Raw genomic sequence first — 25,627 nt, forward strand, 5'->3', positions numbered from 1 at the left:
GGACCAGGAGGACCGAGATGTCACTGGACAACGAGAAGATCATCCGCCACGCCTACCAGGCCGCCGAGGACAAGGACGTCGCCGGCTGGGTCGCGGCCTTCACCGAGGACGGGACCTTCACCGACGAGTCCATCCCGTTCACCTACCAGGGCGCGGCGGAGCTGGGCAAGACCGTCGAGGTCTACGCGAAGGCGTTCCCCGACATGCACCGCGAGCTCGGCCGGTTCTACGTGGTCGACAACGTGGTCGTCGTCCAGCTGCGCCTGCAGGGCACCCACCTCGGCCCGCTCGAACTGCCCTCGGGCACCGTCCCGCCCACCGGCAAGCGCATGGACGCCCCGTGCTGCGACGTGTTCGAGCTGGTCGACGGCAAGATCAAGCGCTTCGACTGCTACGCGGAGGGCTCCGTCATCGCCGCCCAGCTCGGCCTGGCCTGAGCGGCGCCGCCGGCGGACTGAGCCACGCCTGCGGGCCGAGCTGCGGCTACTGCCCGTGGGCGGCGAGGAACCGCAGCAGGTGGGCGTTGACCAGGTCCGGCTGCTCCAGGTTGAGTCCGTGGCCGGCCCGTTGCACGATCTCGGCCCGGACTCCCGGGATCAGCGCGCTGACCCGCTCCAGCACCTGGCGCGGGCGGACCAGGGCGCTGCGGCTGCCGAGCAGGACGAGGGCGGGCAGCTTGATGGAGCTCAGCTCCTCGTCGGTGAAGGGCCTGGCCGCCGGGCGGGTGTTCGGCTTGTAGGAGCGCATCCCCAGCATCAGGGGCGCGATCATCTCGGGCGGCGAGCTGAGTGCGGGGTTGGCGAGCAGCCGTCCCAGCCTCGCACGCAGCGGCCTCGGGGCGAGCAGGCCGAGGAGACCGCCGATCATGTGCGCGTAGAACCGGGCGGGCACCTTTTCGATGCCGCCCGGGTCGAGCGCCGCGACCGACGCGAGGCGCTCGGGCGCGTGGATGGCCTGGTTGAGGGCCAGCCAGCCGCCGTAGGAGAGGCCGGCCAGGTGGATCCGCTCCAGACCGAGAGCCGCGAAGACCTCGCCCAGCCAGGCGGCGTTCTCCTCGGATCCGACGGCGACCACCCGCTGGACACTGCGGCCGGGGTCGTCCAAGGTGTCGATCGCATAGACGGGATGGTGCTCCCCCAGAGCGGCGATCTGGGGGTACCAGTTGGACGCGTGACCGGCGTGGCCGTGCAGCAGCACGATCGGCTCGCCGGTCCGCGACCCGTAGTGGTGGACGCGGACCGTGCCGTAGGCGGTCTCGACATCGAGCTCCCGACGAGGGTCCGGCCACAGGTCCATCGCGCGGTCATATGCCGCAAGGTACTTGGTCCGCGCTTCCTCGCTGACGAAGCGTCCGACGCTCGTCCTGGTCATGGCCCCTCCCCTGGCACCGAACAGCCAACTTTTGATGGTATGTTTGTACCATAAAAATATTCGAGGGGAATCCCGGAGAATCCGATGCCGAAGCTGGTCGACCACGAGGAGCGCCGAGCCCACATCATCGACGCGCTGCTCCGCACCGCGGCAGAGAGCGGACTGCACGCCGTCACCCTGCGGTCCGTCGCGACCGAGGCGGGCGTCTCGGTGCGGCTCGTGCAGTACTACTTCGACACCAAGGAGCAGCTGCTCCTCGCCGCGCTCACCCGCCTGGCCGTGCGCATGGGCGAGCGGGTCCGCGACCGGGTCCGGGCGGCCGGATCATCGACGGCCCCGCGCGACATCGTCGAAGCGGTCCTGCTCGAAGCCGTACCGACCGACGCGGAAGGCCGGACCTTCCACCTCGTCTACACGGCGTACGCGGTGCTCTCCGTCACCGACCCCGCCCTCGCGGGCCAGTCGTTCCTCGCGGCGCCAGACGAGATGGAGGACTTCCTGATCGGCCAACTCACCGCCGCCCAGCGGGCCGGTGACACCGACCCTCGCCTGGACGCGCGCCAGGAGGCCGTGGTCCTGCTGGCCGCCTCCGCCGGCCTCGGCCTCAGCGTCCTGCTCGGGCAGCGCACGGCGAACGACGCCGTTGCCGTCCTGCAGTACCACCTCGGCCGGCTGTTCCCCGGCGCGAGGACCTCCGCCGGTCACCGCGGAGCAGCCGGCTGACGGAACGCCGGTCCACCCGGCCACCGGCGGTTGCCCTCGGAGCGCACATGACGGTGGCGGGCCACCACCGCGAGGGTGGTGGGCCCGCCACCGTCATGTGCGGCCGGTGGTCAGACGATCGGACCACCGTAGAACCGGGCGTAGTAGTCGCCGTACTTCTCGCGGTAGCCGGTGTCCACGTCATGAGCGCCCGGGTCGAACTCGGGGCCGGCCTTGATCTCGTGCTTGCTGCGGTCCACATAGACCTTCTTGTCCTCTTCGTCGACCCGCAGGACGGTGCCGGCGGGGAGCAGGACGCGATTGCCGAAGATCCACGGGCCGGTGTCCACCACCAGGAAGGCGGCACCAACCGCCCCGGAGTGCTTGTCGATCCTGCCGATGTGACCGTCCGTGGCCTCGACGTGGTAGCCGGTCAGATCCGCGCCGGGAGCGTACCCGGCGGTGGTGCGGTAGGCCCAGATGTCGATGGCGCTCATGGGGTCTCCCTCTCATGTCATGAGGCGGTGCCTGGTCCGGTTCGCCGGACCGGCCTTCCGTCCTACGGCGTCCGGCCCGGCTGCCGGCGGGACGGATCACCAGCGGTACCAGCGGCCCCGACTGCCCGATGCACCGGTCCCGCGGGCGACGAAGCCCAGCAGCCACACCACCAGCAGCACGATGGCGACCCACCAGAGGATCTTCACGGCGAACCCGATGCCGAACAGGAGAAGCGTCAGAAGCAGCACGAGCAGAAGAGGAACCATGGTGAAACACCTCCGAGTTGGTGACGACCATCGCCTGCCCGGGTTTCGGTCGGGCATTCCTGGCAGCCTGCGCATGACGTGCCGTCAGCTCACCCGCCGGGCGCGTGACGGACGCGGGTGTCGGACGGCGGATCGCGGGCATCCGCAGTCTGGTCCCTACCGACGAGGAGTGAGAGAGCAATGGGTATCGGAGGCTGCATTCTGCTGTTCGCGCTGGGTGCCGTGCTGGCGTTCGGGGTCGACTGGCACATGTCCGGGGTGGACGTGCCCGTGGTGGGCTGGGTCCTGATGGCCGCCGGACTGCTCGGCCTGGTCGTCTACGGAAGCGTGTACCGGCGCAGGCGCTTCGTGGGGCGCGCGGGAGCGGACGAGGTGGTCGAGGAGCGGCGCTACTACGACGAGCCCTGAGCCGGGGCCCGGGCCTGCAGCCCGCAACCCGACCGGACGCCCGGAGGGCTGAACGCCCGGATGCCCGGGTGCATACGGCGCCGGGGGCGGGGCAGGCGAGCGACAGGGCGGTTGTCAGGACCGGCGGCCGCAGACTCGTGGAGGAGGAGAAATGACTCGGATCGAGGAGTCCGTCGAGGTCAACGCGCCGCTGCCCGAGGTGTACGCGCAGTGGAACAGGTTCGAGGAGTTCCCGCGCTTCATGCGCGGCGTGGTGAGCGCCCACCGCGCCGGCCCGGGAGCCAGCACCTGGGTGGTCGACACCGCCGGCGGTCGGCGGGAGTTCGAGGCGCACACCACCGAGGTCGAGACGGACCGTCGCGTGGCCTGGAGCTCGGAGGCCGGCTCGTCCCGGGAGACCGGGGTGGTGACGTTCCATCGGATCGACCAGTCGACCACCCGGCTGATGCTGCAACTGGACATCGAGGCGCACGGCGTACGTGAACGCGTCGCCGAAGCGCTCGGCTTCGTCGACCGGCGGGTGATCGACGACCTGCACGACTTCAAGAAACACGTCGAGGAACACCACGACCGGGCGGCCTGATCACCGCGAACCCGATCAAGGCAAGGGAGCGTGAGATCCATGTACGCGGCACTGCTCTGCATGGCCGTTCTGCTCATCACGGCGGGCGTGGCCCTGGCCATTCCGCGGATGCGAACCAGCCGGCTGCGAACCCGCTTCGGCTCCGAGTACGACCGTGAACTCGCCCGCAACGGCGGCGCCGTGAGCCGGACGGAGGACGAGTTGGAGCAGCGGCTGGCCCGGCACCGCCGGCTGCCGATCACCGCGCCCGGCCCGGCCGAGCGGGAACTGGCGCTGGACGAGTTCCGCGGCCTCCAGGTGCTCTTCGTGGCGGATCCGCCGCGCGCGGTCGAGGAGATGCACCAGCTGGTGACCGACCTGGTCGACCGGGCCGGCTACCCGCGCGAGCAGCGGGAGGAAGCCCTCTCCGTGGACTTCGCCCGGCAGCTGGCCGCCTACCGTTCCGCACTCGCCACGGTGGAGCGCACCCGGGCCCGTCAGGTCACCACCGAGGAACTGCGCGGCGCGCTGCTCGGGCTGCGCGGGCTGGGTCTGGCGGTGGTCCTGCACGAGCCGGCCCGCGGTCCGCGGGAGACGACCGTGCGGGGCCGCCCCGGCCGCCCCTGGAGCACCCGCGGGCCGGTGACCACCGGCGGCCGGGCGCGCAGGGCCTGAGCGGACCGCGGGTCAGCCCCCGGACGCCGCCCCGGGCGCCGGCCCCGGACGAACAGCGTCGCAGACGAGAACCAGGAGGAGCAGTCATGACGGACATCCCGCCCGCCCCGTCCACGAAGGCACCCACGAACGCACCAGCTCCGGCGTCCGCACCAGCACCAGCACCAGCACCAGCACCAGCACCCGAGCCTGCGCCCGTGACCTCGCCCGGCCAACCGCCGGCCGAGGTGCTCGCGGCCGAGTGGACCGCGCTGCGAGCCGGCTTCGTCGACGACCCGCGCGCCGCGGTCCGGCGGGCCGACGAGCTGTCCGGCCGCGCCATCACCGCGCTGAACCACACGCTGGAGGACCGGCGCCGACGCCTACGGGCCCTGGTCGAGCGCCCCGGCGTCGACACCGAGTCGCTGCGACTGGCCCTGCAGGGCTACGCCGCCCTGGTCGACCAACTGCCTGCGGAGCGAGAGGCAGGGCGCGCGGCACCCGAGGCTGACGGCGCGCCAGCACCGTATACGCCGCAGTGACGCGCCATCACTCCGTGCAGGACCGGTGACACGGCGCGGCCGATGGCGGCAGGCTTGAGCGGAGGCGTCCGGCGCGAGGGAAGAGGGCTCGGGGATGGCTGACGCAGGCGGCGTTCGAGCGAAGAGCAGCACCGTGACCGCCGGACCGCCCGGGCACCGGACCCGGGCAGAGTACTGGGACACGTTCTGGCCGGGCGCCGGTGACGGCGGTGCGCCCGCGGCGGACCGCGTCCACTGGACCCAGTACCCGTTCCACGGCCCCGGCGCCGAGTTCCTGGGCGCACCCAGGACAGCCCTGGAACTGGGCAGCGCGACCTGTGTCGCCTCGGTGGCACTCGCCCGAACCGGTGTCCGGGTGACCGCGGTCGACTTCTCCGCGGTGCAGATGGAGCGGGCGCGGCAGTGGTGGGCCGAGGAGCCGAACCTCACGCTGGTGGAGGACGATGTGCCCGACTACCTGGCACGGACCGAGGAGCGCTTCGACGCGGTGCTCTCGAACTGGGGCGCGGCGTGGTTCATCGACCCCGAGGTCCTGCTCCCACTGGTGCGTCCCCGGCTCAACCCGGGCGGTGTGTTCGCGTTCTCCTGCGTCGAGCCGCTGGCGCCGTGCTTCGGCCCGCAGATCCTGTACGGGAACGGCTACCGGGGTCACCGGCTCGCGGTGGTGCGGTGGATGCTCAGCTGCGAGGACTGGCGGCGCGTCCTGGTGCGGCACGGCTTCACGAACGTGGAGGTCGAGGTGCTGCCGGGCCCGGAGGACGACTTCGTGGGGACGGTCCTGGGCCGGGCCTCCACTCCCCCTGCCCCGGCCTGAGCGGTCGGCAACAGCCGCGGACCAGGTTCGGCATGAACAAGAAGGTCTACCTGCGACCGCCTCATGAAGCTGCGTGAAATCCGGTGGCCCGTCAAGGCCTCCGGACCTAGCCTCTTGACCCATGCCAGAGCACCCGTGGTTCGCGATCGACGATCCGGACGAAGACGACTTCTTCGAATTCACCGCCACTGAGCTCGCGTTCGTGGATGCGCTGTCCGACCGGACCGCACCGTGGGCCGGCACGGACGTGTCGGGTCTGGTCTGCCGTTCGGACAGTTGGGACTCACTGGTCGCCCACCTCACTCTCCTCGACTCCGACAGGACTCGGCACCTGATCGACATCGGCGTCCACTTCTACGGTGACCGGGTCCGGGGCGACCGGTTGCACAATCAGCTCCTCACCCTGACCGACTCCCCGTCGAGCTGGCATCTGGAGGCGACCGGAACGGTCGAGGAGCTGGCGCAGCAGTCCGCCGAGTGGTTCCGGGCGGTGCTGCGCAAGCCGGTCGTGCTGTACGTCTGGCTGAACGACGACCGATGGGCGTACGCCGCGCGGTTCGCGTTCGCGGACACCAATCAGACGATCAGCCAGGTCTACAACGAGGACCTCGCGCCACCGGGACAGGCGGAGGCGCTGATCGCGGCCGGTCACGTCCACGGCCAGGGTTGGATCCAGACCATCGGACTGCCCGCCCCGACCCTCTACCAGCACATCCGCGGCGACCTGGGCACCGCCGCCCTGCCGCCAGGAGTCCCGGCGGTCACCAAGCGCGGCCCCATCCGCGGCCTATGGTACGAAGGCATCCAGGACGAGCAGCGGTGACCGAGTACGTCACGATCGTCTGCGACGACGTCCCCGAATACGACCTGGTGCTCCATGACATCGGCCCCAGCCCGTTGGAGGTCGTGAAGGTGTTCAGCACCATGATGAGCATCGGGCTGTGGTACGCGAAGCAGGCCGTGACCGCGGCGCCGCCGGCCGTGCTCCTCGAAGGAATCGAGGGGGCTGTTGCCCGACGGCATGCCGAGACCCTGCGTGCTGCCGGGGCCTCGGTTGCCGTGGAGCGGCGGAGCTGAGCGCGTTTCGGCGCGCCGTGGGCGTGGCCACCGGGGTGGCCACAGCCGCTAGTTACACCCTCTCACGTTTCCTATTGCCCGTCAGGCTCGCTCGGTTATACCCTCTATCTGTCACGAGAAGCGCTAACTCGCGGCATACCGGATGGTCACCGAACGAGGAGAGAACCGTGGTCAGCACCACCCCGCCCGCCTCGCCCAAGCCTGCCCGCCTGCGCTCCGCCCTGCTCGCGATCCCGCTGGCCCTCGCGGGGCTCCTGGGCGCCGCCCCAGCACCGGCCCACGCCGCCGCGCCGGCGCCGCTGAGCTGCCTGGGCCAGGGCATCGACCCCGCCGCCCAACTCCACTACCAGACCGAGGCCTTCATCAAGGCGCCGCCGAGCACCGTCTGGCGGCTGCACACCGACGTGACCCGGTGGCCCGCGTGGCAGTCGGCCGTCACCAGCATGAAGCGGCTGGACCCGGGCCCGCTGCGGAGCGGCTCGCAGTTCCGGTGGACCACGCCGGCGCCCGCCACGGCCTCCACCCCCGCCACCACGCTGGTCATCACCTCCACCGTGCAGCAGATCGAGCCCGGCCGCTGCATCCGCTGGAGCGGGCCCGCGATCGGGACCGGGCTGAGCATCGATCGCGGCGTCCACGTCTGGAACTTCACCAGGGTCAGGGGCGGGGTCCTCGTGCGCACCGAGGAGAGCTGGACCGGCCGCCAGATCGACGCCGACCCGGCCACCGCCGCCCAGTACCTCTATCCGGGGCTCGACGCCTGGCTGTCCGACCTCAAGACCGCCGCCGAGGCCCGCTCCGGCCGCGCCTGAGCCCGATCGTCACACCACCGGAGCCGCGCGCGGCAGCAGCGTCGTGGTGGTGCTGACTACACCCCGGAGACGGGGGCCTGCCGGTATGGTTCGTGCTCGTCGTAGCGTGCGAGGATCCTCGCGGAGTCGGCGGTTCGGCCGCTTCCACCAGTGCTGTCGCACGGTCGGTCCGGGAGGAAACATGTTCGAGCGAAGGACGTTACGGTCGGTCGGATGGGGGGTGACGGGCGCGGTGGCGCTCGCCCTCACCGCCGTGGGACCGGCCGTCGGCCCCGCGTCGGCCGCGGTGCCGGTGCCCGCGCGCTACGCCGAGCAGCAGTTGGCGTGGCAGCCGTGTGCGCAGGCGCCCTCGCTGGAGTGCGCGGCGATGACCGTGCCGATGGACTGGCACCATCCGGACGGCGGCCGGGACATCACGGTGGAGGTGTCGCGCCATCAGGCGGCCGATCCGGCGCAGCGGCGCGGGGTGCTGATGATGGCGGCGGGCGGACCGGGCGGCAGCGGGCTGACCAGGCCCGCGCAGTTCGTCCGCTACTCCACCGCGGTGGCGGCGGCGTACGACGTGGTCGGCTTCGACCAGCGCGGGGTGGGGCAGAGCACACCGGCGCGGTGCCAGAGCGACGCCGAGTTCCAGGACTTCTTCGCGGGCGACTTCCGCGACCGCAGCCCGGCGGCGATCCACGGGGTGCTGGACCGATCCCGGCAGTTGGCGGCCGGGTGTCTCCAGCGCTCCGGCGACCTGCTGCCCTATCTGACCACGGATCAGACGGTCCACGACATGGACCTGTTCCGGGCCTTGCTCGGTGCGCCGAAGATCTCCTACTACGGCCCGTCCTACGCCACCATGATCGGGGCCTACTACGCGACCGAGTTCCCGCAGCGGGTCGAGCGGGTCGTGCTCGACAGCAACATCGAGTTCACCGGCAGCTGGCAGACGGATCTGGCCTGGGAGCCGATGAGTTTCCAGCGCCGGTTCGAGCAGGACTTCCTGCCCTGGGTCGCCCGCTACGACTCGGTCTACCACTTGGGCGCGACCGCCGACGAGGCGAAGGCCGGCTGGGAGCGGCTGCGCCGGTCGCTGGCGGAGCAGCCGGTGACCGTCGGGTCGGCGGTGGTCGCGCCCAACCAGCTCGACAACGGTGCGATCCTGGCGATGTACAACGCCGGCCAGGGCTTCGAGCCGCTCGCGACCGCGCTGGCGGGCCTGGAGCACTGGGCCGACGCCACCCCGGCCGAGCGGCAGGCGGTCTCCCAGGTCTTCCTCTCCTACCTCAGCCCGGGATTCACCGCCGAGTTCTTCGCCATCACCTGCAACGACACCCCGTGGACCCGTAGCCAGAGCTCCTGGGTGCGGCGCAGCGCGAAGGACGCCGCCGCCTATCCGCTGATGGGTGCCCGGGAGTTGGCCTTCGCCTCGGTCTGCGCCGACTGGCCCGTCGCGCCGGCGCCGCACATCGAGGTCACCGGAGCCGGGCTGCCGACCGTCCTGATGCTGAACTCGGTGCACGATCCGGCCACCTCCTACGAGGGCGCGGTGCGGGCCCACCAGCAGTTGCGGGGCTCCCGGCTGGTCACGGTGACCGGCGGCGGCGACCACGTCCAGTACCAGAACCACAACGCGTGCGTGGACGGCATCGTCGACCGCTACCTGCTGACCGGCACGGCCCCGGCCCAGGACACCAGCTGCCCGGCGGACCCGCTGCCCGTCCCGACCCCGTCCCCGACCGCGGTCGGCGGCGCCGCAGCCGGCTGACACACCGTCACTCCGCGGCGCGATCCTTCAGAGGGCGGCCGGGTGGCGGTCCAGGACGGCCGCGACGATGCTCATGAGCCGCGCGCCCGCGTGCTCGACGCTTCCGTTCTGGGCGCTCACCTGGGCTCCTTCGAGGACGAAGGTGAGCTCCGCGGCGGCCCCGTCCGGATCGGGCAGCCCGGCCCGGGTGCACAGGTCGGTGAGCCGGCGCAGCTGGCCGGCCTTGTGGGCTTCGATCAGCCGACGCGCCGGGTGGGTGCGATCGGGCAGTTCCGCGATGGAGTTGATGAACGGACACCCCCGGTGGGAGATCTCGGGAAGTCCGTCGGCGATGAACCGGGCCATCCCCAGGATCTGCGCCCGGGGCTCGTCGGGGTGTGCGGCGGCCAACTGGTCGAACGCGGCGGTGTAGTCGGCCGCGACGATGCGGAGCCACTCCTCGACCAGCGCGTCCTTGGTCGCGAAGTGGCGGTACAGCGCCATCTTGGTGGTCGCGGCCCGGCTGGCGATCGCCTGGACGCCCACCGCCTTGATCCCCTCGCGCGAGAAGAGCTCCTCCGCCGCGTCGAGGATCCGCTCGCGGGGCGGCAGTGTGGCCACTCGGCTCTGCCTGCTGACTCTGTCCGTGCTCGCCATGCGGTCCCTCATCGGTCCGGTGGGGCGTTGTACCGCCCTGGCCCCAATGTTACGGTACCGACCAGTCCCACATGATACCGATCGGTCTCACAAGAGACCGATCGGTACTGTCGGCCGGTATCGAATCCTGAACGGACGCACATGAAGCTCTCCGAGTACGTGACCTACGACGGCGTCGGCCTGGCCGACCTGGTGGCTCGCGGCCAAGTGACCGCCGCGGAACTCGCCTCGACCGCCCATCTGGCATCCGACGCGGTGAATCCGCAGCTCAACGCCGTCGTCGAGACCTGGCCGGCCGAGGACACGCCGGCTCCGGGCAGTACGCCACTGGCAGGGGTGCCCTTCCTGATCAAGGACATCGCCGTCGCGATGGCCGGCAAGCGGGTGGAGTTGGGCAGCCGTATCGCCGCGGGCAACGTCGCCGGGGCCGACTCCTCGCTCATGGCGCGCTTCCGTCGCGCCGGGCTGGTGACGCTCGGGCGCACGGCGACCCCGGAGTTCGCCTACAGCACCACCACCGAGGGCGTCCTGTACGGCGCCACCCGTAACCCCTGGGACCCGACGCGAAGCCCCGGCGGCTCCAGCGGCGGCTCGGCAGCCGCCGTCGCCGCGGGCATCGTCCCGATCGCGCACGCCACCGACGCCGCGGGCTCCATCCGCGTCCCCGCCGCTGCCACCGGTCTGTTCGGGCTGAAGCCGACCCGCGGCCGGATCTCCCTGGGCCCCGACGCGGACGAGGTCTTCAACGGGCTCGCCGTCCACGGCGTCCTCAGCCGCTCGGTCCGCGACAGCGCCGCGCTGCTGGACCTCGTCCACGGCCCCGAGGCCGGCGACCCCTATGCCGCCCAGCGCCCGGAGCGGCCGTACGCGCAGGAGACCACCCGCTCCCCGGGCAGCCTGCGGATCGGCCTCCTGACGCGGCCCTGGGGCGGTCGGACCGTCGAGGCCCCGGTCGTCGACGCCACCCTCCGCTCCGCACGACTCGCCGAGTCCCTCGGCCACCGGGTGGACGAGGTCCAGGTCGACCTCGGCGTCGGCTGGGAGGAGTTCCTCCTGGCCAACGCCCGCCTCTGGAGCACCAATCTGGTCACGTGGATCGACGGCTTCGCCGCGGCTTTCGGACGGCCCGTCGACACCACCACCGTCGAACCCGAGATGCTGGCCAGTTATGCCTACGGACGTGAGGTCAGCGGGGCCGAGTTCGTCCACGCCCTCGCGATGCGCAACAGCGTCGCGCGCGCGATCGGCCACTACTTCACCGACTACGACGTGCTGCTCACCCCGACCCTGCCCGAACTCCCCCTCCCCTTGGGCACGTACGCCGAGGGTGCCGCGGGCACCGACGGTCTCGGCTGGCTCCGACAGCTCCTCCACCGCTCGCCCTTCACCGCCGCGTTCAATGTCGCGGGCACCCCCGCCATGTCCGTCCCCCTGGAGAGCGATCCCGCCACCGGACTCCCCATCGGCATCCAGTTCGCCGCGGGATACGGACGCGAGGACGTCCTCTTCCGTCTCGCCGGACAGCTGGAGCAGGCCGCTCCCTGGGCGCAGCGGACCCCCGCGGTGTGGGCGGGCAGTCACCACGACGCCTGAGGCCCGCCGGCGGGGCTGCTCGGCTGGCTCCGCGGCGAGGGCAACCTGCGCACGGCCGCGCTCGTGGGCGCGGCCGAATTCGTCAAGGCCCGGCTGGAATGCGCCGCGACGGACGCGCAGCAGCCGGTCAGCAACCGCGGCGTCGTCGCCTCCGTGCTGCAACGCCCGGACGAGCCGGGCGAGTTCCTCGCCTACTGGACGTCCCGCTACGGCCGCAGCCTGCCCAAGCCGGTGAAGCGCGGCACGGCCGACGCCGTCCGGCGCCTCTACAACGGCAAGGCCCTACTCAAGTACGACACCGCCGGCAAGGGCTACCGCTTCGGTGACGTCCTCAACCTCGTGCACGCCGCACCGGCCGCCGACAAGCCGTGGCAGGGCAGCCTGTTCAGCTACGCACTCGACCGCCGCCACCACCCCGACACCGCTCGACCACCGGAGCTGGGCGGCGGAACCGACACGCCGGCGGCGCTGCGGGCGACCTTCCAGGGCCACGACCGGGTCGTCATCACCACCGACGAGCAGGCCGGGAGCCGTGACAGCGTGGATGGGGCGATCCCGGCGCAGGTGCCGATGTACACGTGGAACCTGGCCGGCTACCGCCCCGGGCACGCCCCGTCGGGCGGTCGCGGCCGGCACACCTTCGGTGGTCTCACGGACCAGGCGTTCCGGATGATCCCGCTCCTCGAAGCCGGGGTGGACGACGCCTGGCCGTGGCAGCAGCAGTCGGAGCAGGCGGGGCTGGCACAGTAGTTGACGAAACGTCAGATGCCGAGCACCAGGATGGCGGTCCGCCAGCGCGAGTCCTCCAGTTCGGCGTGGATCGCGCTCCAGTCCACCGCGTCGGCGAGGAGAGCCGCCGGCTGCTCGGGGCGCTGGGCCTGCAGCCGGATGCGCAGGTGGGTCGGCGGGTGCCAGGCGTCCACCGCCGTGCCCTGACGGGCGGCCAGCCGGCGGCGGCGCTCACGCTCGATGTCCGGCACCGAGTCGACGTACTGCGCCAGTCCGTCCCACAGGGCCTGCGCGATGTCGGCCGGGCGCGCCACCGCGCTGTGGCCGGTCAGGGTGCACTGCTTGCGCAGGTAGGCCGTGGCGCTCGCCTCCAGGTGGAGGGCGTCGAGCATCGAGGCGGCCGCCCGCGAGGAGCCGACGCGGGCGGCCAGGCCGTCCGCCTGGTACTCGGCGTGCTGGCTGCCGGCCAGGATCAGCCGGTGCAGGGCGTTGCGGGCCCACCGGACGGGCAGCGCGCAGAGCATCAGCAGCCGGACCGTCAGGTCCTCCATCAGCGCCTTGCGAGCGTTCGCGCCCATCTGCGGCAGGATGCCGGTGCCCGGCAGGGCGTGGTACTGGCTGCTGCTCTCGATGCGGTTGCGCATCAACTCGTCGCCGGCGCCCGGCGCCAGCAGGGCGTACCAGGCATCCAGGGTGTCCAGCGCGACCCGCAGCCACAGGTCGCTCCGCGGATCGCGGGTGGCGCCGTGCCCGATCTCCCGGGCCAGCAGCGCGATGCGCTCCTGCGGAGTGAGCACCGTCCACAGCGCCATCCCCACGGTGACCTCGACCTCCTGACGCATCCCCAGCCGGGCGTAGCCCGTGTGGTAGCCCGACTGCACCCGGATCCGGCCCGGTGCGCGGGTACCGAGTGCCTGGGACACCTGGTCGCTCAGCGCGTACAGCTGCGGAGCCTGCTCCCTGGTCACCAGCGCCGGGTCCTCCCGCCGCCCGCCGAGCCGCGGGCGCAGCAGGTACGCCAGGCCCAGGCCGACCAGACCGAGCAGGATGAAGAACACCTGGCCGGTCAGCAGCAACCAGAGCGAGGCGGCCACCACCAGCAGGGTCACCAGGTGGACCAGCGCAGCGAGCGCCAGCGCGGCCGGCCGGGCAGGACCGCGCCGGAGCCCCTCCGCGGACCCGGCGGCCAGTCGCTCGTACAGCTTCTCGGCCCGCTCCCGCTCCCGCGAACGCCCGCGCTCCGCCCTGCTGTTGGCGGGCGGCTCGGCACCGAGGTTCCACTCGCAGCCGGGGCACCACTCGCTGAACCGCGGATCGGCGTCGTACGCCGCACCGCACTGCGGGCAGGTGCGCGTTGCTATGGAATCAGTCACGCCGCCTGATGATGCCACACCATCAGGTCGTCCACGGTCGGTCTCTCCCGCGGATCTTCGCCGGTTCTGCCAGGGCAACGGGCACCCGGGCCCGGTCGGGGTCAGCGCTCCGGGGTGCCGCTGTCGTAGTCGCTGGTTCCCGCGTCCAGCAGTGGGGACTGCTGCTTCATGTGGGCCGGGGCCATCAGGCGCAGTACGTGGTAGCCGATCAGGACGACCAGGGTGCCCAGGGCGATGCCGCTGAGCGAGAAGTTGTCGGTGAACTTCAGGGACACCCCGCCGATGCCGATGATGACGCCGGCCGCCACCGGGACGAGATGGAGCGGGTTGGTCAGGTCCACCCGGTTGTGCACCCAGATCTGGGCGCCGAGCAGGCCGATCATGCCGTACAGGACGACGGTGATCCCGCCGAGCACGCCGCCCGGGATCGCGGCGATCACCGCGCCGAACTTCGGGCAGAGGCCGAACAGGATCGCGAACCCGGCGGCGCACCAGTACGCGGCGGTGGAGTAGACCCGGGTCGCGGCCATCACCCCGATGTTCTCGGCGTAGGTGGTGGTGGCCGGGCCGCCGACGCTGGTGGCGATCATGGTGGCGGCGCCGTCCGCCATGATCGCCACGCCCATCCGGTCGTCCAACGGGTCACCCGTCATCTCGCCGACGGCCTTGACGTGCCCGGCGTTCTCGGCGATCAATGCGACCACCACGGGCAGCGCCACCAGAATGGCGGAGGCGGAGAAGCTCGGGGCGTGCAGGGTGGGTGCGCCGAGCCACTGGGCCTTGCCCACGCCGGAGAGGTCCAGGCGCCAGTGGTCCGTCACCACGCCGGCCCCGTTGGCGGCATGGATCTTCCCGAAGATCCGGTCGAAGAGCCAGGAGATCGCGTACCCGAAGACCAGACCGAGGAAGATCGCGATCCGCGACCAGAAGCCGCGCAGCACCACCAGCGCGAGACCGGTGAACGTCATGGTCAGCAGCGCGGTCCACTGGTCCTGCGGCCAGTACGTCCCGGCGGTGACCGGTGCCAGGTTGAAGCCGATCAGCATCACCACGGCGCCGGTCACCACCGGCGGCAGCACGGCGTGGATCACCCGTGCACCCGCCGCCTGCACCACCGCGCCGCAGGCCGCGAGCACCGCGCCGACCACCAGCAGAGCGCCCGTCAGGGTCGCGGCGTCACCGCCCTGTGCCTTGATCACCGCGGCCACGCCGACGAAGGAGAGGCTGCTCCCGAGGTAGCTGGGGATGCGCCCGCCGGTGACCAGCAGGAAGAAGATGGTCGCGACCCCGGAGACCATCACGGCCAGGTTGGGGTTGAGCCCCATCAGCACCGGTGCCACGAAGGTCGCACCGAACATCGCCACCACGTGCTGGGCGCCGAGCCCGACGGTGCGTCCCCAGCTCAGCCGCTCGTCCGGCTTGACGACTGCACCGGGCGCCGGGCTCCTTCCGTCGCCGTGCAGCTTCCAGCCGAAGACGGCCATGGGTCACTCTCCTCGTCGGTCATGCGTCATGCTCATGCAGGCAGATGGGACCGTCAGCCGATCACACGAGGCGCGCCAACGCAAAAACACCGCCGCCGGACGAGTGCGCGAGGATCGGTGGGCTCCCGTCACATGGGCAGCGAGAGCAGGCGGACCTCTCCGGCGGGCCACCGCACACCCTCGCGCAGCGGCGTCCACATGGTCCGCAGCGGCATGACCACGGACCCGCCGGGCTGTTCGACGTGCACGTCCTGCTCCACGGTTCGCCAGCCGAGTCGCCGGTAGAGCGGGACGAGCGGCGGCCGGCAGAAGAGCAGCCCGTGCTGCGGCCCCATCGTCCGTGCGTGTTCCAGGGCCCCCGCGACGACCGCCCGCGCGAGCCCGCGGCCCCGCAGATCGGGAGCGACGGCCACGCCGCCGACGCCCACCACCTCGGTGGCGACGCCGTCGATCGCCAGGGGCAGGCGCAGCAGACCGGTGTGCGCGACGAGGCGGCCGTCCCACCTGATGCCGAAGTGAACGTCCTTGGGCAGCCAGGTCAGCCCGGTGTCCGCGACGCCGAACGGATCGGCGCCGTCACCGAGGATCTCGGCCTGCTCGGCCTTCGGGTACTCCGCGAGCCGCACCACGGTCGGCGCGGCGGAAGGGTGGCGATCTGTCATCCCGCCATGATCCACTTCACCCCGCCTCCCGACCAGCCCCGGCGGTGGGGCAGCGGGCCGGACCGGTCACCTGCCGGTGGAACCGTCGGCCTGTTCGCGGAGGATGTCCGCGTGACCGGCGTGGCGGGCCGTCTCCTCGATCATGTGGACCAGGATCCAGCGCATCGACCGGGCGACCGAGCCCTTGCCGGCGGCGCGGGCGCCGGGCCGGTTCAGGTCCTCGCACTGCGCGATCGTCTCGTTGGATCGCCTGATCGCGTCGCGGTAGGCCGCGAGCACGGACTCCTCGGTGTCCGAGCCGGCCAGGTCCATGCCGAAGTCCGGGACGGCGATGTCGGCGCCCTCGTAGGCCCAGGAGAACCAGTAGGTCTCCGCTGCCGTCAGGTGCTTGACCAGGCCGAGCAGGCTGGTGCCGGACGGCACTCCCGGGGCGCGACCGCCGTCGCCGTGCAGGCCCTGGGCTTTCGCGGCGACGGCGTCCCGCAGGTAGTCCAGGAAGGAGAGCAGGGTCGACCGCTCGTCGGAGTCGACCATCGGCGGCCGGGCGTCGTGGCGTGGTTGGGTCTTGGTCACGGCGGCACACCTTAGGGCCTCCCGCGGTTCCGTTGCTAGGCTGCCACGGTGATCCTTCCGACCGTCGAAGAGGTGCGTGCGCTGCACGAGAAGCATGCGCCGAGCCGCGAGGCGCTGGAACTGGTGCTCACCCACTGCGAGATCGTCTGCGAGATCGCCGAGCAGTTGCTGGCCGGTGCGGGTCCGGCGATCGACGCCGGCCTGGTGCGGGTCGGGGCGCTGCTGCACGACATCGGGGTCTACCGGCTCTACGACAGCGCCGGCCGGCTCGACCACCGCGGCTACATCCGTCACGGGGTGCTCGGCCACGAGATCCTGCGCGAGGAGGGGTACCCGGAACGGCTGCGCCGGTTCTGCAGCTGCCACACCGGCGTCGGCCTCAGCCGGCACGACATCCGCTCACAGGGGCTGCCGATCCCCGAGGCCGACTACCTCGCCGAGACCGCCGAAGAGCAACTGGTGATGTACGCCGACAAGTTCCACAGCAAGAGCACGCCCCCGACCTTCCTCACCGCCGACTCCTACGCCAGCTACGTGGCGCGGTTCGGCGCGGCCAAGGTCGAGGGCTTCGCCCTGCTGCGCGCCCGGTTCGGGGAGCCCGACCTGACCGCCGCCCGCGAGCGGTACGGCCACCCGCAGGCCTGACCGACTGCGATCGGACGGGCTGGACTCTGGCGGGCAGGGCTCGGGCGGGCAGGACGCGGACAGGCAGGGCTCAGACGGGCGGCACGAGGGTGAACCAGCGGTCGAACACCTCCCGGTCCCCCTTCACCTCGATCCGGTCCGCCGGGATCCGCTGCCAGAGGTAGAGCATCAGGTCCGAGGCCGAACCGGCCAACTCGACGTCACCAGGGCCGTCGCTCTCGCCGAACCGGACCTCGTCGCCTTCGAAGCGCACCGTCCAGTCACCCGCGCCGTCGGTCTGCCGGAACCGGAACCGCTCGCCCGCGCCGGGCGGGGCCGGCCGCATGACCCGGCGGCCCGGGGCCATGACCTCGAAGGTCTGGGCGACGGCGTCCGCCGCGAGGACGGCGTCGATCGGCCGGGCCGCGGCGAGGGCGTTCTCGGCGTCCCAGCGGTGCACGGCCATCTCGATGCTCTGCATCCGGACCCAGAACCCGGTGGTCTGCTCGCGCGACCAGGTCCAGACCGTGTCGTCGGGACTGCTGCGCTCGAACAGCGACTCCAGCGCGACGGCACCCGCCGTGAACCAGTCGATCAGGCTCGCCGGGAGCGGGGCGTGGCTGGGCGCGTCCTCCGGCCTCGGCCAGCCCTCGGTGTCCGCGGGGAGTTCGAGGAAGGAGAGGTCCGTGTGGTCGGGCGCCTCCACCAGCCGTTCCCTGATGAGGCGGGCCACGTACCGGTGGACACCGCCGAGGTGGACGACCAGATCGGCCACCGACCAGCCCGGGCAGGACGGCACCAACGGGGCCGCCTCGGCATCGGCCGCCCGACGGATCGCGGCCTCGAACGCCAGGGCGTCACGACGGAACTGGGGAACGTAGTCCATGCTCGTACTCTTCCACATCTGTCGGGCCTGGTCAGGCAATTCCTGCGCCGGCGACACCCGTTGCGGTGCGGGGTCCAGCGCCCTCACCCGACGGCGGGGCGGGGGCGGTGATCGCCGCTGACGCCGGTAACCCGGGCGGCCCGTCCGGCCCGCCGCGCTGCTGGCGTTCCAGGTAGATGTCCACGAACACGGCGACCTTGGCGCGCAGGGCCCAGGGGTCGAAGGGCTTCACGATGAAGTCGACGGCTCCGACCGAGTAGCCGCGCATCGAGTAGTCGGCGTCCGACCCGATGGCGGTGAGGAAGATGATCGGTATGTGGCGCGTCCTGGCGCGGCGCTTGATGTGGGCGGCGGTCTCGTAGCCGTCCATCGCGGGCATCTGGACGTCCAGGATGATGACCGCGAAGTCCTCGTGCTGGAGCAGTTGCCTGAGGGCGTCCACCCCGGAGGAGACCGCGACCAGCTCCTGGTCGGGCACCTGCAGAGCGCTCTTGAGGGCGAGCAGGTTGGCGGGCTGGTCGTCCACGAGGAGGACCTTGGGGCGGACACCCTCCGGCAGCGGATGCCGCAGGTTGCCGACGGCGGTGAGCAGTTGCTCGGCGGGGTCGATGCCACGCTGGACCTCGACGAGGGCAAGCTGGCGCTCCAGCAGGTCGCAGCGGACCTCCGCGAGCTCGGCCCGGCTCTGCGCCTGCGTCAGTTCGGCCCGCAGGCGGGTGACCTCGGCGGCCAGCCGATTGCGTTCGACGAGCAGCGCCTCCTCCTCCACGTCACCGGAGTTGAGCGGCTGCAGGCTCAGACGCACCTCCAGGTCGGCGATCCGCTCGTTGCGCTCGACCAGGGCGTCGTCCAGCACGTCCTTGTGCGCCGAGGAACGGCGCGCCTCCCGGTCGGCGTCGGCGAGCTGCTGCTGGAGCTGGGCGACCGCCTTCGTCATGGATGCGGAGGTGCGCTGCGCGGCTCGGTGCAGCCCGCGCAGCAGGTTCATCGCCTCCGGGGTCACCGCCGCGCCACGGTCCGCCGCCACGTCGGCGAGCAGGTTCTGGACGAAGGCCCACTGCGGGACCCTGCTGCCGGCCAGGTAGCGCGAGAGGGTGCCCGGGTTGAGGTAGCGCCGCATCGCGTAGCGGCGCACCGACACCCCCAGCGCCTCGAACTGCTGGCGCAGGGCCTCGGCCAACGCCCGGCACTCGCTGTTGAGTTCCTCGTCCAGAGGCTGCAGCCCCGCCATCCGTGCCCCCTTGGGCCCCTTGTTGTCCGTCACCACGTCCCGATTCCCTCCCCCACAGCTGGTGCTGTCCGGCTGCTGCTCCTAGGACGACGATCCGGGGCGCCCATTGGTGCCGGACTCCTGCCCGATCAGGCAGCCGAAGACCGGCACCGGTCGGCCGAGTTGACCGTCAGCATGCCCCGGCCTCCAGGTGTTGCGCCGCTCGCAGCACCCGCACGGCAGCAGTCGGCAACAGACCGGCAACACACGAGTGGCGATACCGGAGTGCCTTCGACTGGAGCGGCCGCCCGCAAGCCTCCTAAGCTGGAGGAACGGGTGGACGAGCATGGGAAGGCGGTCCGACCGTGCAGCCGAGCGAGATCTCCGAGATTCTGAACCGGCCGCTCAGCCAGGAACTCCTGGCGCGCGACCTCACCCGTCTGGCCTACGTGGCCAAGGACGGCACTCCCCGGGTCGTGCCGATCGCCTTCGACTGGAACGGCGCGGAGTTCGTCATGTGCACCGCGAAGAACGCTCCGAAGCTGCCGGCCCTGCGCCGCAATCCGGCGGTCGCCCTGACGATCGACACCGAGGTGCACCCGCCGAAGATCCTGCTCGTCCGCGGCCGGGCCGAGCTGGACGTCGTCGAGGGCATCCCCGAGGAGTTCATCCGGATGAACGGCAGCTACTCGATGACGCCCGAGCAGCGGGTCGAGTGGGAGGCCGGTGTCCGTTCGCTCTACGACGGCATGGTCCGGATCGTCGTGACCCCGACCTGGGTGAAGCTGATCGACTTCGAGACGACCCTGCCGAGCGCGGTCGAGGAGCTGCTCAGGCAGCAGGCCGAGCGCACCGGCGGCGCCTGAGTCACCCGGCCCCGGGCTCCCCCGCCGGTCCGGGCAGCCGCTGCATCCAGGCGTCGAACAGGTCGAGGTCGTAGCGGGGCCGGGTGGCGGCTTCGGGCGGCTCGGACGGAAAGTGCCACCGCACCCGCCCCGGGTCCAGTGCGCCGAGCGCCGCGTACCACTCGCGCAGCGGCTCGGCCAGTCGGGCGTGGAGCGCGAAGTTGCGGCGGGTGCGGGTGGCATCGCCGTCCCGGCGGCGGCGCAGCTCGGCGGGTCCGGGGATGTCGCAGACGATCAGGTCCGCAATGCCGAGGCGCCGTTCGGCGACGGCCCGGCGGGCGTGGCGCAGCTGCGCGCCGAAGGCCGCCGGCGCGCCGAGACCGGCGCGGGCCAGGCACCAGCTGTAGTGGAGCTTGAGCGGATCGGTGTCGCAGACGGCGAGGTCCGCGGCCTGCTCGGTGCGGCAGGACTGCTGCCACCGCTCCGCGTTGCGCTCCGTCCAGAACGCCCCGGCCTCCTCGAGCGAGGCACCCGCGCCCGGCCCACCGCCGGCCGCCGACTCGGGCACCAGCAGCCGGGCCTCGAACCGGCGGCAGTAGCTGGTCTTTCCGGCGGCACTCGGTCCTTCTACGACGAGAATCACAGGCGCCAGTATGCGGGACGGACCCCGGCCCACCGAAGGCGGCCGGGAGCGGCAGGCCGCACGCTCCCGCGCTGCCCTCCGCCGCAACGCAGCCGGGTGCTGCGGATCCGCGCCCTGGCCGCCGCCCTGACCACGGCGGTCCACCCGCTGCACAACCTGGTGCTGCCGTCCACCTGGCAGGGGGCCGCATGTGCGAACCGCACGCCAGGCGGCCGCCCTGATCCCGAACGATCAGGACGGCGTCGTGCTCCCGCGGGCGCCGGGCTCGTAGCGGCTGCACCGGGCCCGTCCGCCCGGTGCGGCCGTGCGACGGGTGCCGGCCGCGGGCGACGGCGGGTGGGTGCCCGGGCTGGGGGAGCCGATTTCTTCGACACCCGGGCACCCACACGGTCATTCGGTGCGGCCGCCGGGGTGGATTGCGTGACGGGCGATCCGGCGCGACATTCACCCGTTGGAGTGACGGCCGGGCATCGCGCGGCCGCTGCGGACCGGCGTTGCGCCGCAGCCCGCGACCCGCCTCCGGTCGGCGCCTAGACTGGGCCCATGGCCCGTCTCAACGACGAGGTCGAGGCACTGCTGCAGGAGTACTCCGACCTCATCCTGCTGACCGGCGGTGACGCCTACCGGGCGCGGTCCTACCAGAAGGCCGCCCGGGCGGTCGGCGGTTACCACGAGGATCTCGCCCAACTGGACGCCAAGGGGCTGCTGGAGATCCCGAGCGTCGGCAGGTCCATCGCCGAGAAGATCACCGAGCAGCTGACGACCGGGCGGATCGGGGCGCTGGAGCAACTGCGCGCCAAGGTGCCCGGCGGTCTGCGCGAGATCATGGCGATCCCGACGGTCGGGCCGAAGAAGGCCGCGCTGATCCATCGCGAGCTGGGCATCTCGACCGTCGAGGAGCTGGTGGCGGCGGCGAGGGACGAGCGGTTGAACGACGTGCACGGGCTCGGGGAACGCAGCGCCGAGAACATCCTGCACGGCATCGAGCAGCTGCGGCAGGGCGGCGGGCGCACCCTGCTGAACGTGGCGACCGAACTCGCCGAGGCGCTGGTGGGCGAGTTGTCGCAGGTGCGGGGCTGCGTGCGGTGCGCGTGGGCCGGCTCGCTGCGCCGGATGCGGGAGACCGTCGGCGACCTCGACATCCTCGCCGCCGCCAAGGACTCCACCGCGCTGATGGCCGCCATCACCGAACTGCCGGACACCGCCGAGGTGCTGGTGCACGGCAGCACCAAGACCTCGATCCGCACCGGCAGCGGCCTGCAGGTGGACCTGCGCGTCGTGCGGCCCGAGGACTGGGGCGCGGCGCTGGTCTACTTCACCGGCTCGAAGGCGCACAACATCAAGCTGCGCTCCCGGGCGATCAAGGCCGGGCTCAAGCTCTCCGAGTACGGGCTGTTCGAGGTGGAGAGCGGCGCGAAGCTGGTCTCGCGCACCGAGCAGGAGGTGTACGAGGCGCTGGGCCTGCCGTGGATCCCGCCCACCCTGCGCGAGGACCGCGGCGAGATCGAGGCAGCCCTGGACGGCGGGCTGCCCCAGCTGGTCACCGAGCGGGACATCCGCGGCGACCTGCACACCCACACCGACCTGACCGACGGCCTGGCCCCGCTGGAGGAGATGCTGACGGCTGCGGCCGAGCGCGGCTACGCCTACTACGCGGTGACCGACCACGCCCCGAACCTCTCCATGCAGCGGATGACCGAGGAGAAGATGCTGGCCCAGCGCGAGCAACTGCGCTCGCTGGGCGAACACTTCGGCCGGATGCGGCTGCTGCACGGCACCGAACTCAACATCGACCCGGACGGCGAGGTGGACTGGCCGGCCGAGTTCCTGGCCGGCTTCGACTTCTGCGTGGCCTCCATCCACTCGCACTTCCGGGCCGACCGCGAACAGCAGACCCGCCGCCTGGTCCGGGCCTGCGAGAACCCGCACGTGCAGATCATCGGCCACCCCACCACCCGGCAGCTGGGGCGCCGGCCCGCCATCGACGTCGACCTCAACGCCGTCTACGCCGCCTGCGCCCGCACCGGCACCGCGCTGGAGATCAACGCCTCGCCCTCGCGGCTCGACCTGGGCGACGAGCAGATCCTGGCCGCCCGGCGGCACGGCGTCCGGTTCGCGGTGAACACCGACGCCCACGCGATCCCGCACCTGGACAACCTGCGCTACGGCATCGGCACCGCCCAGCGCGGCTGGCTCACCAAGGACGAGGTCGTCAACACCTGGCCCCTCACCCGCCTGCGGCGCTTCCTGCGGCACTGAGGCGGGGGATTTCTGGACTTGCGGGTCCATTTTTCCGGCTCTACGTTCAGTTGTGCGGCCCGGCCCACGGCCCGGCCGAGCGATCTGATTAAACGTCAACGAGCAACGACAGCAGGCTCTTTCGCATGCACGCGATCCTGATCCACCAGCACGGCGGTCCGGAGGTCCTGACCTGGAGCGAGCTGCCGGATCCCACCCCGGGCCCCGGGGAGGTGCTGGTCCGGCTCGCCGTGGCGGGCGTCAACTACGTGACTCCTCCCCCGGCTGAAGCCGGGGGAGGAGTCACGTAGAACGTGATGGCTCCCACTGTGTCAGCGTGCGCCGTGTGGCCACAGGACTGGCAGTGGAACTTCTCCTGGGTGGGCCTGTTCTCCAACGCGACGTGCCCGCATTCGGGGCAGGTGCGGGAGGTGTTGCGGGGGTCCACGGGGATTTGAGCCCCCGCTGATCGTCAGCCGGCACTCGCCGGGGTACCGTCCCCGGGCTCGGGCGGGCCGGCCGGCAGGCCGTCCAGCGACATGGCTGTCACCGTGCCGGCCGGGACGACCAGGGGTGAGCCGTGCCCGCGGACCGGGCCGCCCGACGGCAGGGTCACCGGGCCGAGCCCGCGCCCGAGCCCGCGCTGCGGTCCGGGCCGGCTCGGGCGCGTGGCCGGTGGCGGCAGCACCGGCCACGCGCCGCCGGCCGCCCACCGCGCCTGCTGCTCCGCCGCCACCGCCGCCTCCCGCTGCGCCAGCCGCTCGACCGCGTCCACGGGCACCGCCTCCTCGCCCAGCGTGGCCATGAACCCCGTCCGCCAGTGCGGATCCAGCCGTCCGCTCAGCACGACGGGCGCAGCCGAACGCACCGGGGTGCCCGTGGCCAGCGCGATCGCCAGGGCCGCGCCGTGGCGCACCTGCCAGGCCCGGCGCTCGTCCTCGGTCAACAGGTCCCGCGCGACGGGGTCCGACCGGGATTCCGCCGCCGCCCGGGCCTCGGCGGCCAGAGTGCGCAGCAGCTTGCCCAGGGCGTTCTCGTCGGTCGCCGGCGCGAACTTCCCTGCCGCTGCCGTCGCCAGTGCCTCGGCGATCGGCGGGCAGTCGTCCAGTCCGACCTCGGCCGCCAGCAGACCCGCCTGCTCCAGCACGGCGGCCCGCAGCGGCCCCTCGGCGGCGAACGCGAGCGCTCCCCCGATGACCGGCTCGTGGGAGCTGGTGAACTCCCCTCCCCTGGTGTGGGGTTGATCAGCGAGCACCGGCAGCACATGCGCGCTGAGCAGTGGCTGGTCGAGCAGCGCGGCGTCCATCGCGATGCCGAACTCCGCCGCGAGCAGGTCGAGCACCGCCGCGACGTCCTGGTCCGGATAGCGCTCGGTGTCGAGCGGGAGCAGGCCCGCACGCCGCAGCGCCGCGGCCGGAAGGCCGGGCCCGCGGCCCTCCCGCCGCTCGGGCCGGCGGGTGTCGTAGGAGGCGACCAGCTCACCGTCCGCCAGCACGGCGAGGGTGGTGGCGTCGCGGTCGTGGCCGACCCGCACCGCCCGGGTCCCGGCCGACAGCCGGCGCAGCACCTCCGGCCGGTCGGCCTCCCCGCTGCCCGTCTCGAAGCCGAACGCCCAGTCGCCCGCCATGCCGGTCCGGACCACCGGCAGGTAGCCGGAGGTCCAGCGGCGAGCGGCGTCGTCGGCCTCCTGCCGCCTGCGCGGGACCGCGACATCGTCCTCGGCGCCGTAGCGGCGCAGCAGTTCGGGGCCGCTCACGCCCGCCACGAAGGTGAGGCGGAATCCCGGGTGGTCGCCGACCCAGCCCGCCTCCGGCACCGGGACGTACCGCCACGGCGGCGGTGCGGGCTCGGCGGGCTGCTCCGCCGCCGCGGCGAGCCGGAACAGCGAACGCGGCGCCGGGTGCTGGTTCGTGACGATCCCCCAGGACAGCCGTCCGTCGAACGCCACCGGGGCCCAGTGGTCCAGCGCGGTGAGGTTCGCCAGTGCCTCCGCCTGGGCGGCGAGCAGGTCGGCGAGCGAGTCCCAGATGCCGAACGACGTGCCGCTGCCCTCGGCGAGCCGGCCCACCCGCCCGTAGCCGGGGCCCGGCCGGCAGTCGAGGACCAGCAGGTACGTCCCGGTCCAGTTGCCGATCGGCAGGAACTGCCGGTGCCAGTAGGAGCCGTCCATGACCTCCTCGCCGACCGCGCCGACGACCTCGGTCATCGTCAGCTGCTTCTCCGTCATCTCCGCGACGGTGTGGAGCCGGTACGGACCGCCGAGTCCGAAGTCGAACGGGCCCTCGGCCGAACCGCCGCACAGCCGCAGCAGATCGACGAGGTCCGGCGGAAACCTCAGCCCGAGCGTGCGCTCGGCGGCCCCGATCTCCTCCCGCGCGGACGGCGGCAGCAGCAACGCCGCCGTGCTGGGGGCGTGCTGGGCGAGCCACGCCTCGATCCGCTGCCAGGACTGCGTGACGGGGATGGGCGACATTCGGTGGACTCCCTCTCAATGCTCGGTGCTCGGTGCTCGGTGCTCGGCGGTCGGCGGTCGGCGGTCGGCGGTCGGCGAAGGTGTGCGGCGAAGGTGTGCGGTGACCGTCGTGGACGAACATCCCAGACGACGCTGACATCGTGTCGGCTCCCGCCCCGGTGGCAGGCGGGATCCGGCCTCGCGCCCGGCTGACCGCAGG

28 protein-coding genes and 2 pseudogenes are annotated in these 25,627 nt (G+C 72.2%); 17 read left to right on the forward strand and 13 right to left on the reverse strand.

All coding sequences use genetic code 11. The features are described 5' to 3' along the window. Nucleotides 1–17: 17 nt before the first annotated feature. A complete protein-coding gene (locus OG500_RS03135) occupies nucleotides 18–437 on the forward strand; it encodes a nuclear transport factor 2 family protein (protein ID WP_329576265.1) in 420 nt (139 codons plus the stop codon). Nucleotides 438–483: 46 nt separating this feature from the next. On the opposite strand, the gene OG500_RS03140 is transcribed toward OG500_RS03135, so the two are convergent. Beyond that, nucleotides 484–1,371: an alpha/beta fold hydrolase gene (locus OG500_RS03140; RefSeq protein ID WP_329576268.1), complete on the reverse strand. Its 888-nt coding sequence runs from the start codon at nucleotides 1,369–1,371 to the stop codon at nucleotides 484–486. 84 nt (nucleotides 1,372–1,455) lie between these two features. On the opposite strand from OG500_RS03140, the gene OG500_RS03145 reads away from it, so the two are divergent. Beyond that, on the forward strand, nucleotides 1,456–2,094 hold the full coding sequence (locus OG500_RS03145; RefSeq protein ID WP_329576271.1) for a TetR/AcrR family transcriptional regulator: 639 nt from the start codon (nucleotides 1,456–1,458) through the stop codon (nucleotides 2,092–2,094). A 110-nt stretch (nucleotides 2,095–2,204) separates the two neighbouring features. Here the strand turns inward: OG500_RS03145 and OG500_RS03150 are convergent, their stop codons facing one another. Then, nucleotides 2,205–2,570, reverse strand: a complete 366-nt coding sequence (locus OG500_RS03150) for a PRC-barrel domain containing protein (RefSeq protein ID WP_327064814.1) — start codon at nucleotides 2,568–2,570, stop codon at nucleotides 2,205–2,207. A gap of 96 nt (nucleotides 2,571–2,666) precedes the next feature. Further along, on the reverse strand, nucleotides 2,667–2,837 hold the full coding sequence (locus OG500_RS03155; protein WP_327064815.1) for a hydrophobic protein: 171 nt from the start codon (nucleotides 2,835–2,837) through the stop codon (nucleotides 2,667–2,669). Nucleotides 2,838–3,017: 180 nt separating this feature from the next. Between OG500_RS03155 and OG500_RS03160 the strand changes: the two genes are divergently transcribed. From OG500_RS03160 to OG500_RS03200, 9 genes are all read left to right on the forward strand, one after another. After that, complete coding sequence (locus OG500_RS03160; RefSeq protein WP_327064816.1) at nucleotides 3,018–3,245, forward strand: DUF6458 family protein; 228 nt, start codon at nucleotides 3,018–3,020, stop codon at nucleotides 3,243–3,245. Between the two features lie 151 nt (nucleotides 3,246–3,396). Then, complete coding sequence (locus OG500_RS03165; protein ID WP_327064817.1) at nucleotides 3,397–3,828, forward strand: SRPBCC family protein; 432 nt, start codon at nucleotides 3,397–3,399, stop codon at nucleotides 3,826–3,828. A 39-nt stretch (nucleotides 3,829–3,867) separates the two neighbouring features. Continuing rightward, nucleotides 3,868–4,482, forward strand: coding sequence for a hypothetical protein (locus OG500_RS03170; protein WP_327064818.1), 615 nt, complete (start codon nucleotides 3,868–3,870; stop codon nucleotides 4,480–4,482). 197 nt (nucleotides 4,483–4,679) lie between these two features. Next, complete coding sequence (locus OG500_RS03175; protein ID WP_327064819.1) at nucleotides 4,680–5,003, forward strand: hypothetical protein; 324 nt, start codon at nucleotides 4,680–4,682, stop codon at nucleotides 5,001–5,003. Between the two features lie 94 nt (nucleotides 5,004–5,097). After that, nucleotides 5,098–5,817 carry a class I SAM-dependent methyltransferase gene (locus tag OG500_RS03180; protein WP_329576276.1) on the forward strand — a complete coding sequence of 240 codons (720 nt, stop codon included), beginning with the start codon at nucleotides 5,098–5,100 and terminating at the stop codon, nucleotides 5,815–5,817. Nucleotides 5,818–5,938: 121 nt separating this feature from the next. Next, on the forward strand, nucleotides 5,939–6,640 hold the full coding sequence (locus OG500_RS03185) for a hypothetical protein (RefSeq protein ID WP_329576279.1): 702 nt from the start codon (nucleotides 5,939–5,941) through the stop codon (nucleotides 6,638–6,640). Next, nucleotides 6,637–6,894, forward strand: a complete 258-nt coding sequence (locus OG500_RS03190; RefSeq protein ID WP_327064822.1) for a ribosomal protein L7/L12 — start codon at nucleotides 6,637–6,639, stop codon at nucleotides 6,892–6,894. Before OG500_RS03185 ends, OG500_RS03190 begins: the two co-directional genes overlap by 4 nt. Before the next feature lie 167 nt (nucleotides 6,895–7,061). After that, a complete protein-coding gene (locus OG500_RS03195; protein ID WP_329576283.1) occupies nucleotides 7,062–7,706 on the forward strand; it encodes an SRPBCC family protein in 645 nt (214 codons plus the stop codon). A 220-nt stretch (nucleotides 7,707–7,926) separates the two neighbouring features. Further along, entirely contained in the window at nucleotides 7,927–9,459 is a 1,533-nt protein-coding gene (locus OG500_RS03200; protein ID WP_327064824.1) for an alpha/beta hydrolase, read from the forward strand. 27 nt (nucleotides 9,460–9,486) lie between these two features. On the opposite strand, the gene OG500_RS03205 is transcribed toward OG500_RS03200, so the two are convergent. Next, a complete protein-coding gene (locus OG500_RS03205; protein WP_327064825.1) occupies nucleotides 9,487–10,095 on the reverse strand; it encodes a TetR/AcrR family transcriptional regulator in 609 nt (202 codons plus the stop codon). Between the two features lie 141 nt (nucleotides 10,096–10,236). Here OG500_RS03205 and OG500_RS03210 point away from each other — a divergent pair, with 141 nt between their 5' ends. Then, entirely contained in the window at nucleotides 10,237–11,688 is a 1,452-nt protein-coding gene (locus OG500_RS03210) for an amidase (RefSeq protein WP_329576287.1), read from the forward strand. Between the two features lie 9 nt (nucleotides 11,689–11,697). Next, nucleotides 11,698–12,438, forward strand: a pseudogene (locus OG500_RS03215) (hypothetical protein); the annotation flags it as partial. Nucleotides 12,439–12,449: 11 nt separating this feature from the next. Here OG500_RS03215 and OG500_RS03220 read toward each other — a convergent pair. The 4 genes from OG500_RS03220 to OG500_RS03235 form a co-directional block, all read right to left on the reverse strand. Continuing rightward, nucleotides 12,450–13,790, reverse strand: coding sequence for a M48 family metallopeptidase (locus OG500_RS03220; protein WP_329576290.1), 1,341 nt, complete (start codon nucleotides 13,788–13,790; stop codon nucleotides 12,450–12,452). 101 nt (nucleotides 13,791–13,891) lie between these two features. Continuing rightward, nucleotides 13,892–15,274: a uracil-xanthine permease family protein gene (locus OG500_RS03225; protein ID WP_329576293.1), complete on the reverse strand. Its 1,383-nt coding sequence runs from the start codon at nucleotides 15,272–15,274 to the stop codon at nucleotides 13,892–13,894. A gap of 128 nt (nucleotides 15,275–15,402) precedes the next feature. After that, nucleotides 15,403–15,936, reverse strand: coding sequence for a GNAT family N-acetyltransferase (locus tag OG500_RS03230; protein ID WP_329576296.1), 534 nt, complete (start codon nucleotides 15,934–15,936; stop codon nucleotides 15,403–15,405). Between the two features lie 66 nt (nucleotides 15,937–16,002). Next, on the reverse strand, nucleotides 16,003–16,509 hold the full coding sequence (locus OG500_RS03235) for a DinB family protein (RefSeq protein WP_329576299.1): 507 nt from the start codon (nucleotides 16,507–16,509) through the stop codon (nucleotides 16,003–16,005). A gap of 48 nt (nucleotides 16,510–16,557) precedes the next feature. Between OG500_RS03235 and OG500_RS03240 the strand changes: the two genes are divergently transcribed. Further along, on the forward strand, nucleotides 16,558–17,154 hold the full coding sequence (locus tag OG500_RS03240; RefSeq protein ID WP_327064830.1) for an HD domain-containing protein: 597 nt from the start codon (nucleotides 16,558–16,560) through the stop codon (nucleotides 17,152–17,154). A 70-nt stretch (nucleotides 17,155–17,224) separates the two neighbouring features. Here OG500_RS03240 and OG500_RS03245 read toward each other — a convergent pair whose 3' ends face one another. After that, complete coding sequence (locus tag OG500_RS03245) at nucleotides 17,225–18,019, reverse strand: maleylpyruvate isomerase family mycothiol-dependent enzyme (RefSeq protein ID WP_329576304.1); 795 nt, start codon at nucleotides 18,017–18,019, stop codon at nucleotides 17,225–17,227. Between the two features lie 31 nt (nucleotides 18,020–18,050). Further along, the gene (locus OG500_RS03250) at nucleotides 18,051–19,250 is read right to left on the reverse strand and encodes a response regulator (protein ID WP_329587377.1); all 1,200 of its coding nucleotides are present in this window, start codon (nucleotides 19,248–19,250) and stop codon (nucleotides 18,051–18,053) included. Nucleotides 19,251–19,594: 344 nt separating this feature from the next. On the opposite strand from OG500_RS03250, the gene OG500_RS03255 reads away from it, so the two are divergent. Further along, the gene (locus OG500_RS03255; RefSeq protein WP_329576307.1) at nucleotides 19,595–20,095 is read left to right on the forward strand and encodes a pyridoxamine 5'-phosphate oxidase family protein; all 501 of its coding nucleotides are present in this window, start codon (nucleotides 19,595–19,597) and stop codon (nucleotides 20,093–20,095) included. 1 nt (nucleotide 20,096) lies between these two features. Here OG500_RS03255 and OG500_RS03260 read toward each other — a convergent pair whose 3' ends face one another. Beyond that, nucleotides 20,097–20,717 carry a hypothetical protein gene (locus OG500_RS03260; protein ID WP_327064833.1) on the reverse strand — a complete coding sequence of 207 codons (621 nt, stop codon included), beginning with the start codon at nucleotides 20,715–20,717 and terminating at the stop codon, nucleotides 20,097–20,099. Nucleotides 20,718–21,260: 543 nt separating this feature from the next. On the opposite strand from OG500_RS03260, the gene polX reads away from it, so the two are divergent. Both polX and OG500_RS03270 read left to right on the forward strand, forming a co-directional pair. Then, nucleotides 21,261–22,976 (forward strand): DNA polymerase/3'-5' exonuclease PolX, encoded by a 1,716-nt coding sequence (gene polX, locus OG500_RS03265; RefSeq protein WP_329576310.1) that lies wholly within the window; start codon nucleotides 21,261–21,263, stop codon nucleotides 22,974–22,976. 125 nt (nucleotides 22,977–23,101) lie between these two features. After that, nucleotides 23,102–23,266 carry a hypothetical protein gene (locus OG500_RS03270; RefSeq protein ID WP_442789100.1) on the forward strand — a complete coding sequence of 55 codons (165 nt, stop codon included), beginning with the start codon at nucleotides 23,102–23,104 and terminating at the stop codon, nucleotides 23,264–23,266. On the opposite strand, the pseudogene OG500_RS03275 reads toward OG500_RS03270, so the two are convergent. Together OG500_RS03275 and OG500_RS03280 are read right to left on the reverse strand one after the other, a co-directional pair. Further along, nucleotides 23,221–23,424 (reverse strand): annotated as a pseudogene (locus OG500_RS03275) (zinc ribbon domain-containing protein); the annotation flags it as partial. The gene OG500_RS03270 and the pseudogene OG500_RS03275 overlap by 46 nt on opposite strands. Before the next feature lie 3 nt (nucleotides 23,425–23,427). After that, nucleotides 23,428–25,428, reverse strand: coding sequence for an SMI1/KNR4 family protein (locus OG500_RS03280; RefSeq protein ID WP_329576313.1), 2,001 nt, complete (start codon nucleotides 25,426–25,428; stop codon nucleotides 23,428–23,430). Nucleotides 25,429–25,627: the final 199 nt, after the last annotated feature.

Source organism: Kitasatospora sp. NBC_01250 (genome assembly GCF_036226465.1).
Taxonomy (GTDB): Bacteria; Actinomycetota; Actinomycetes; order Streptomycetales; family Streptomycetaceae; genus Kitasatospora.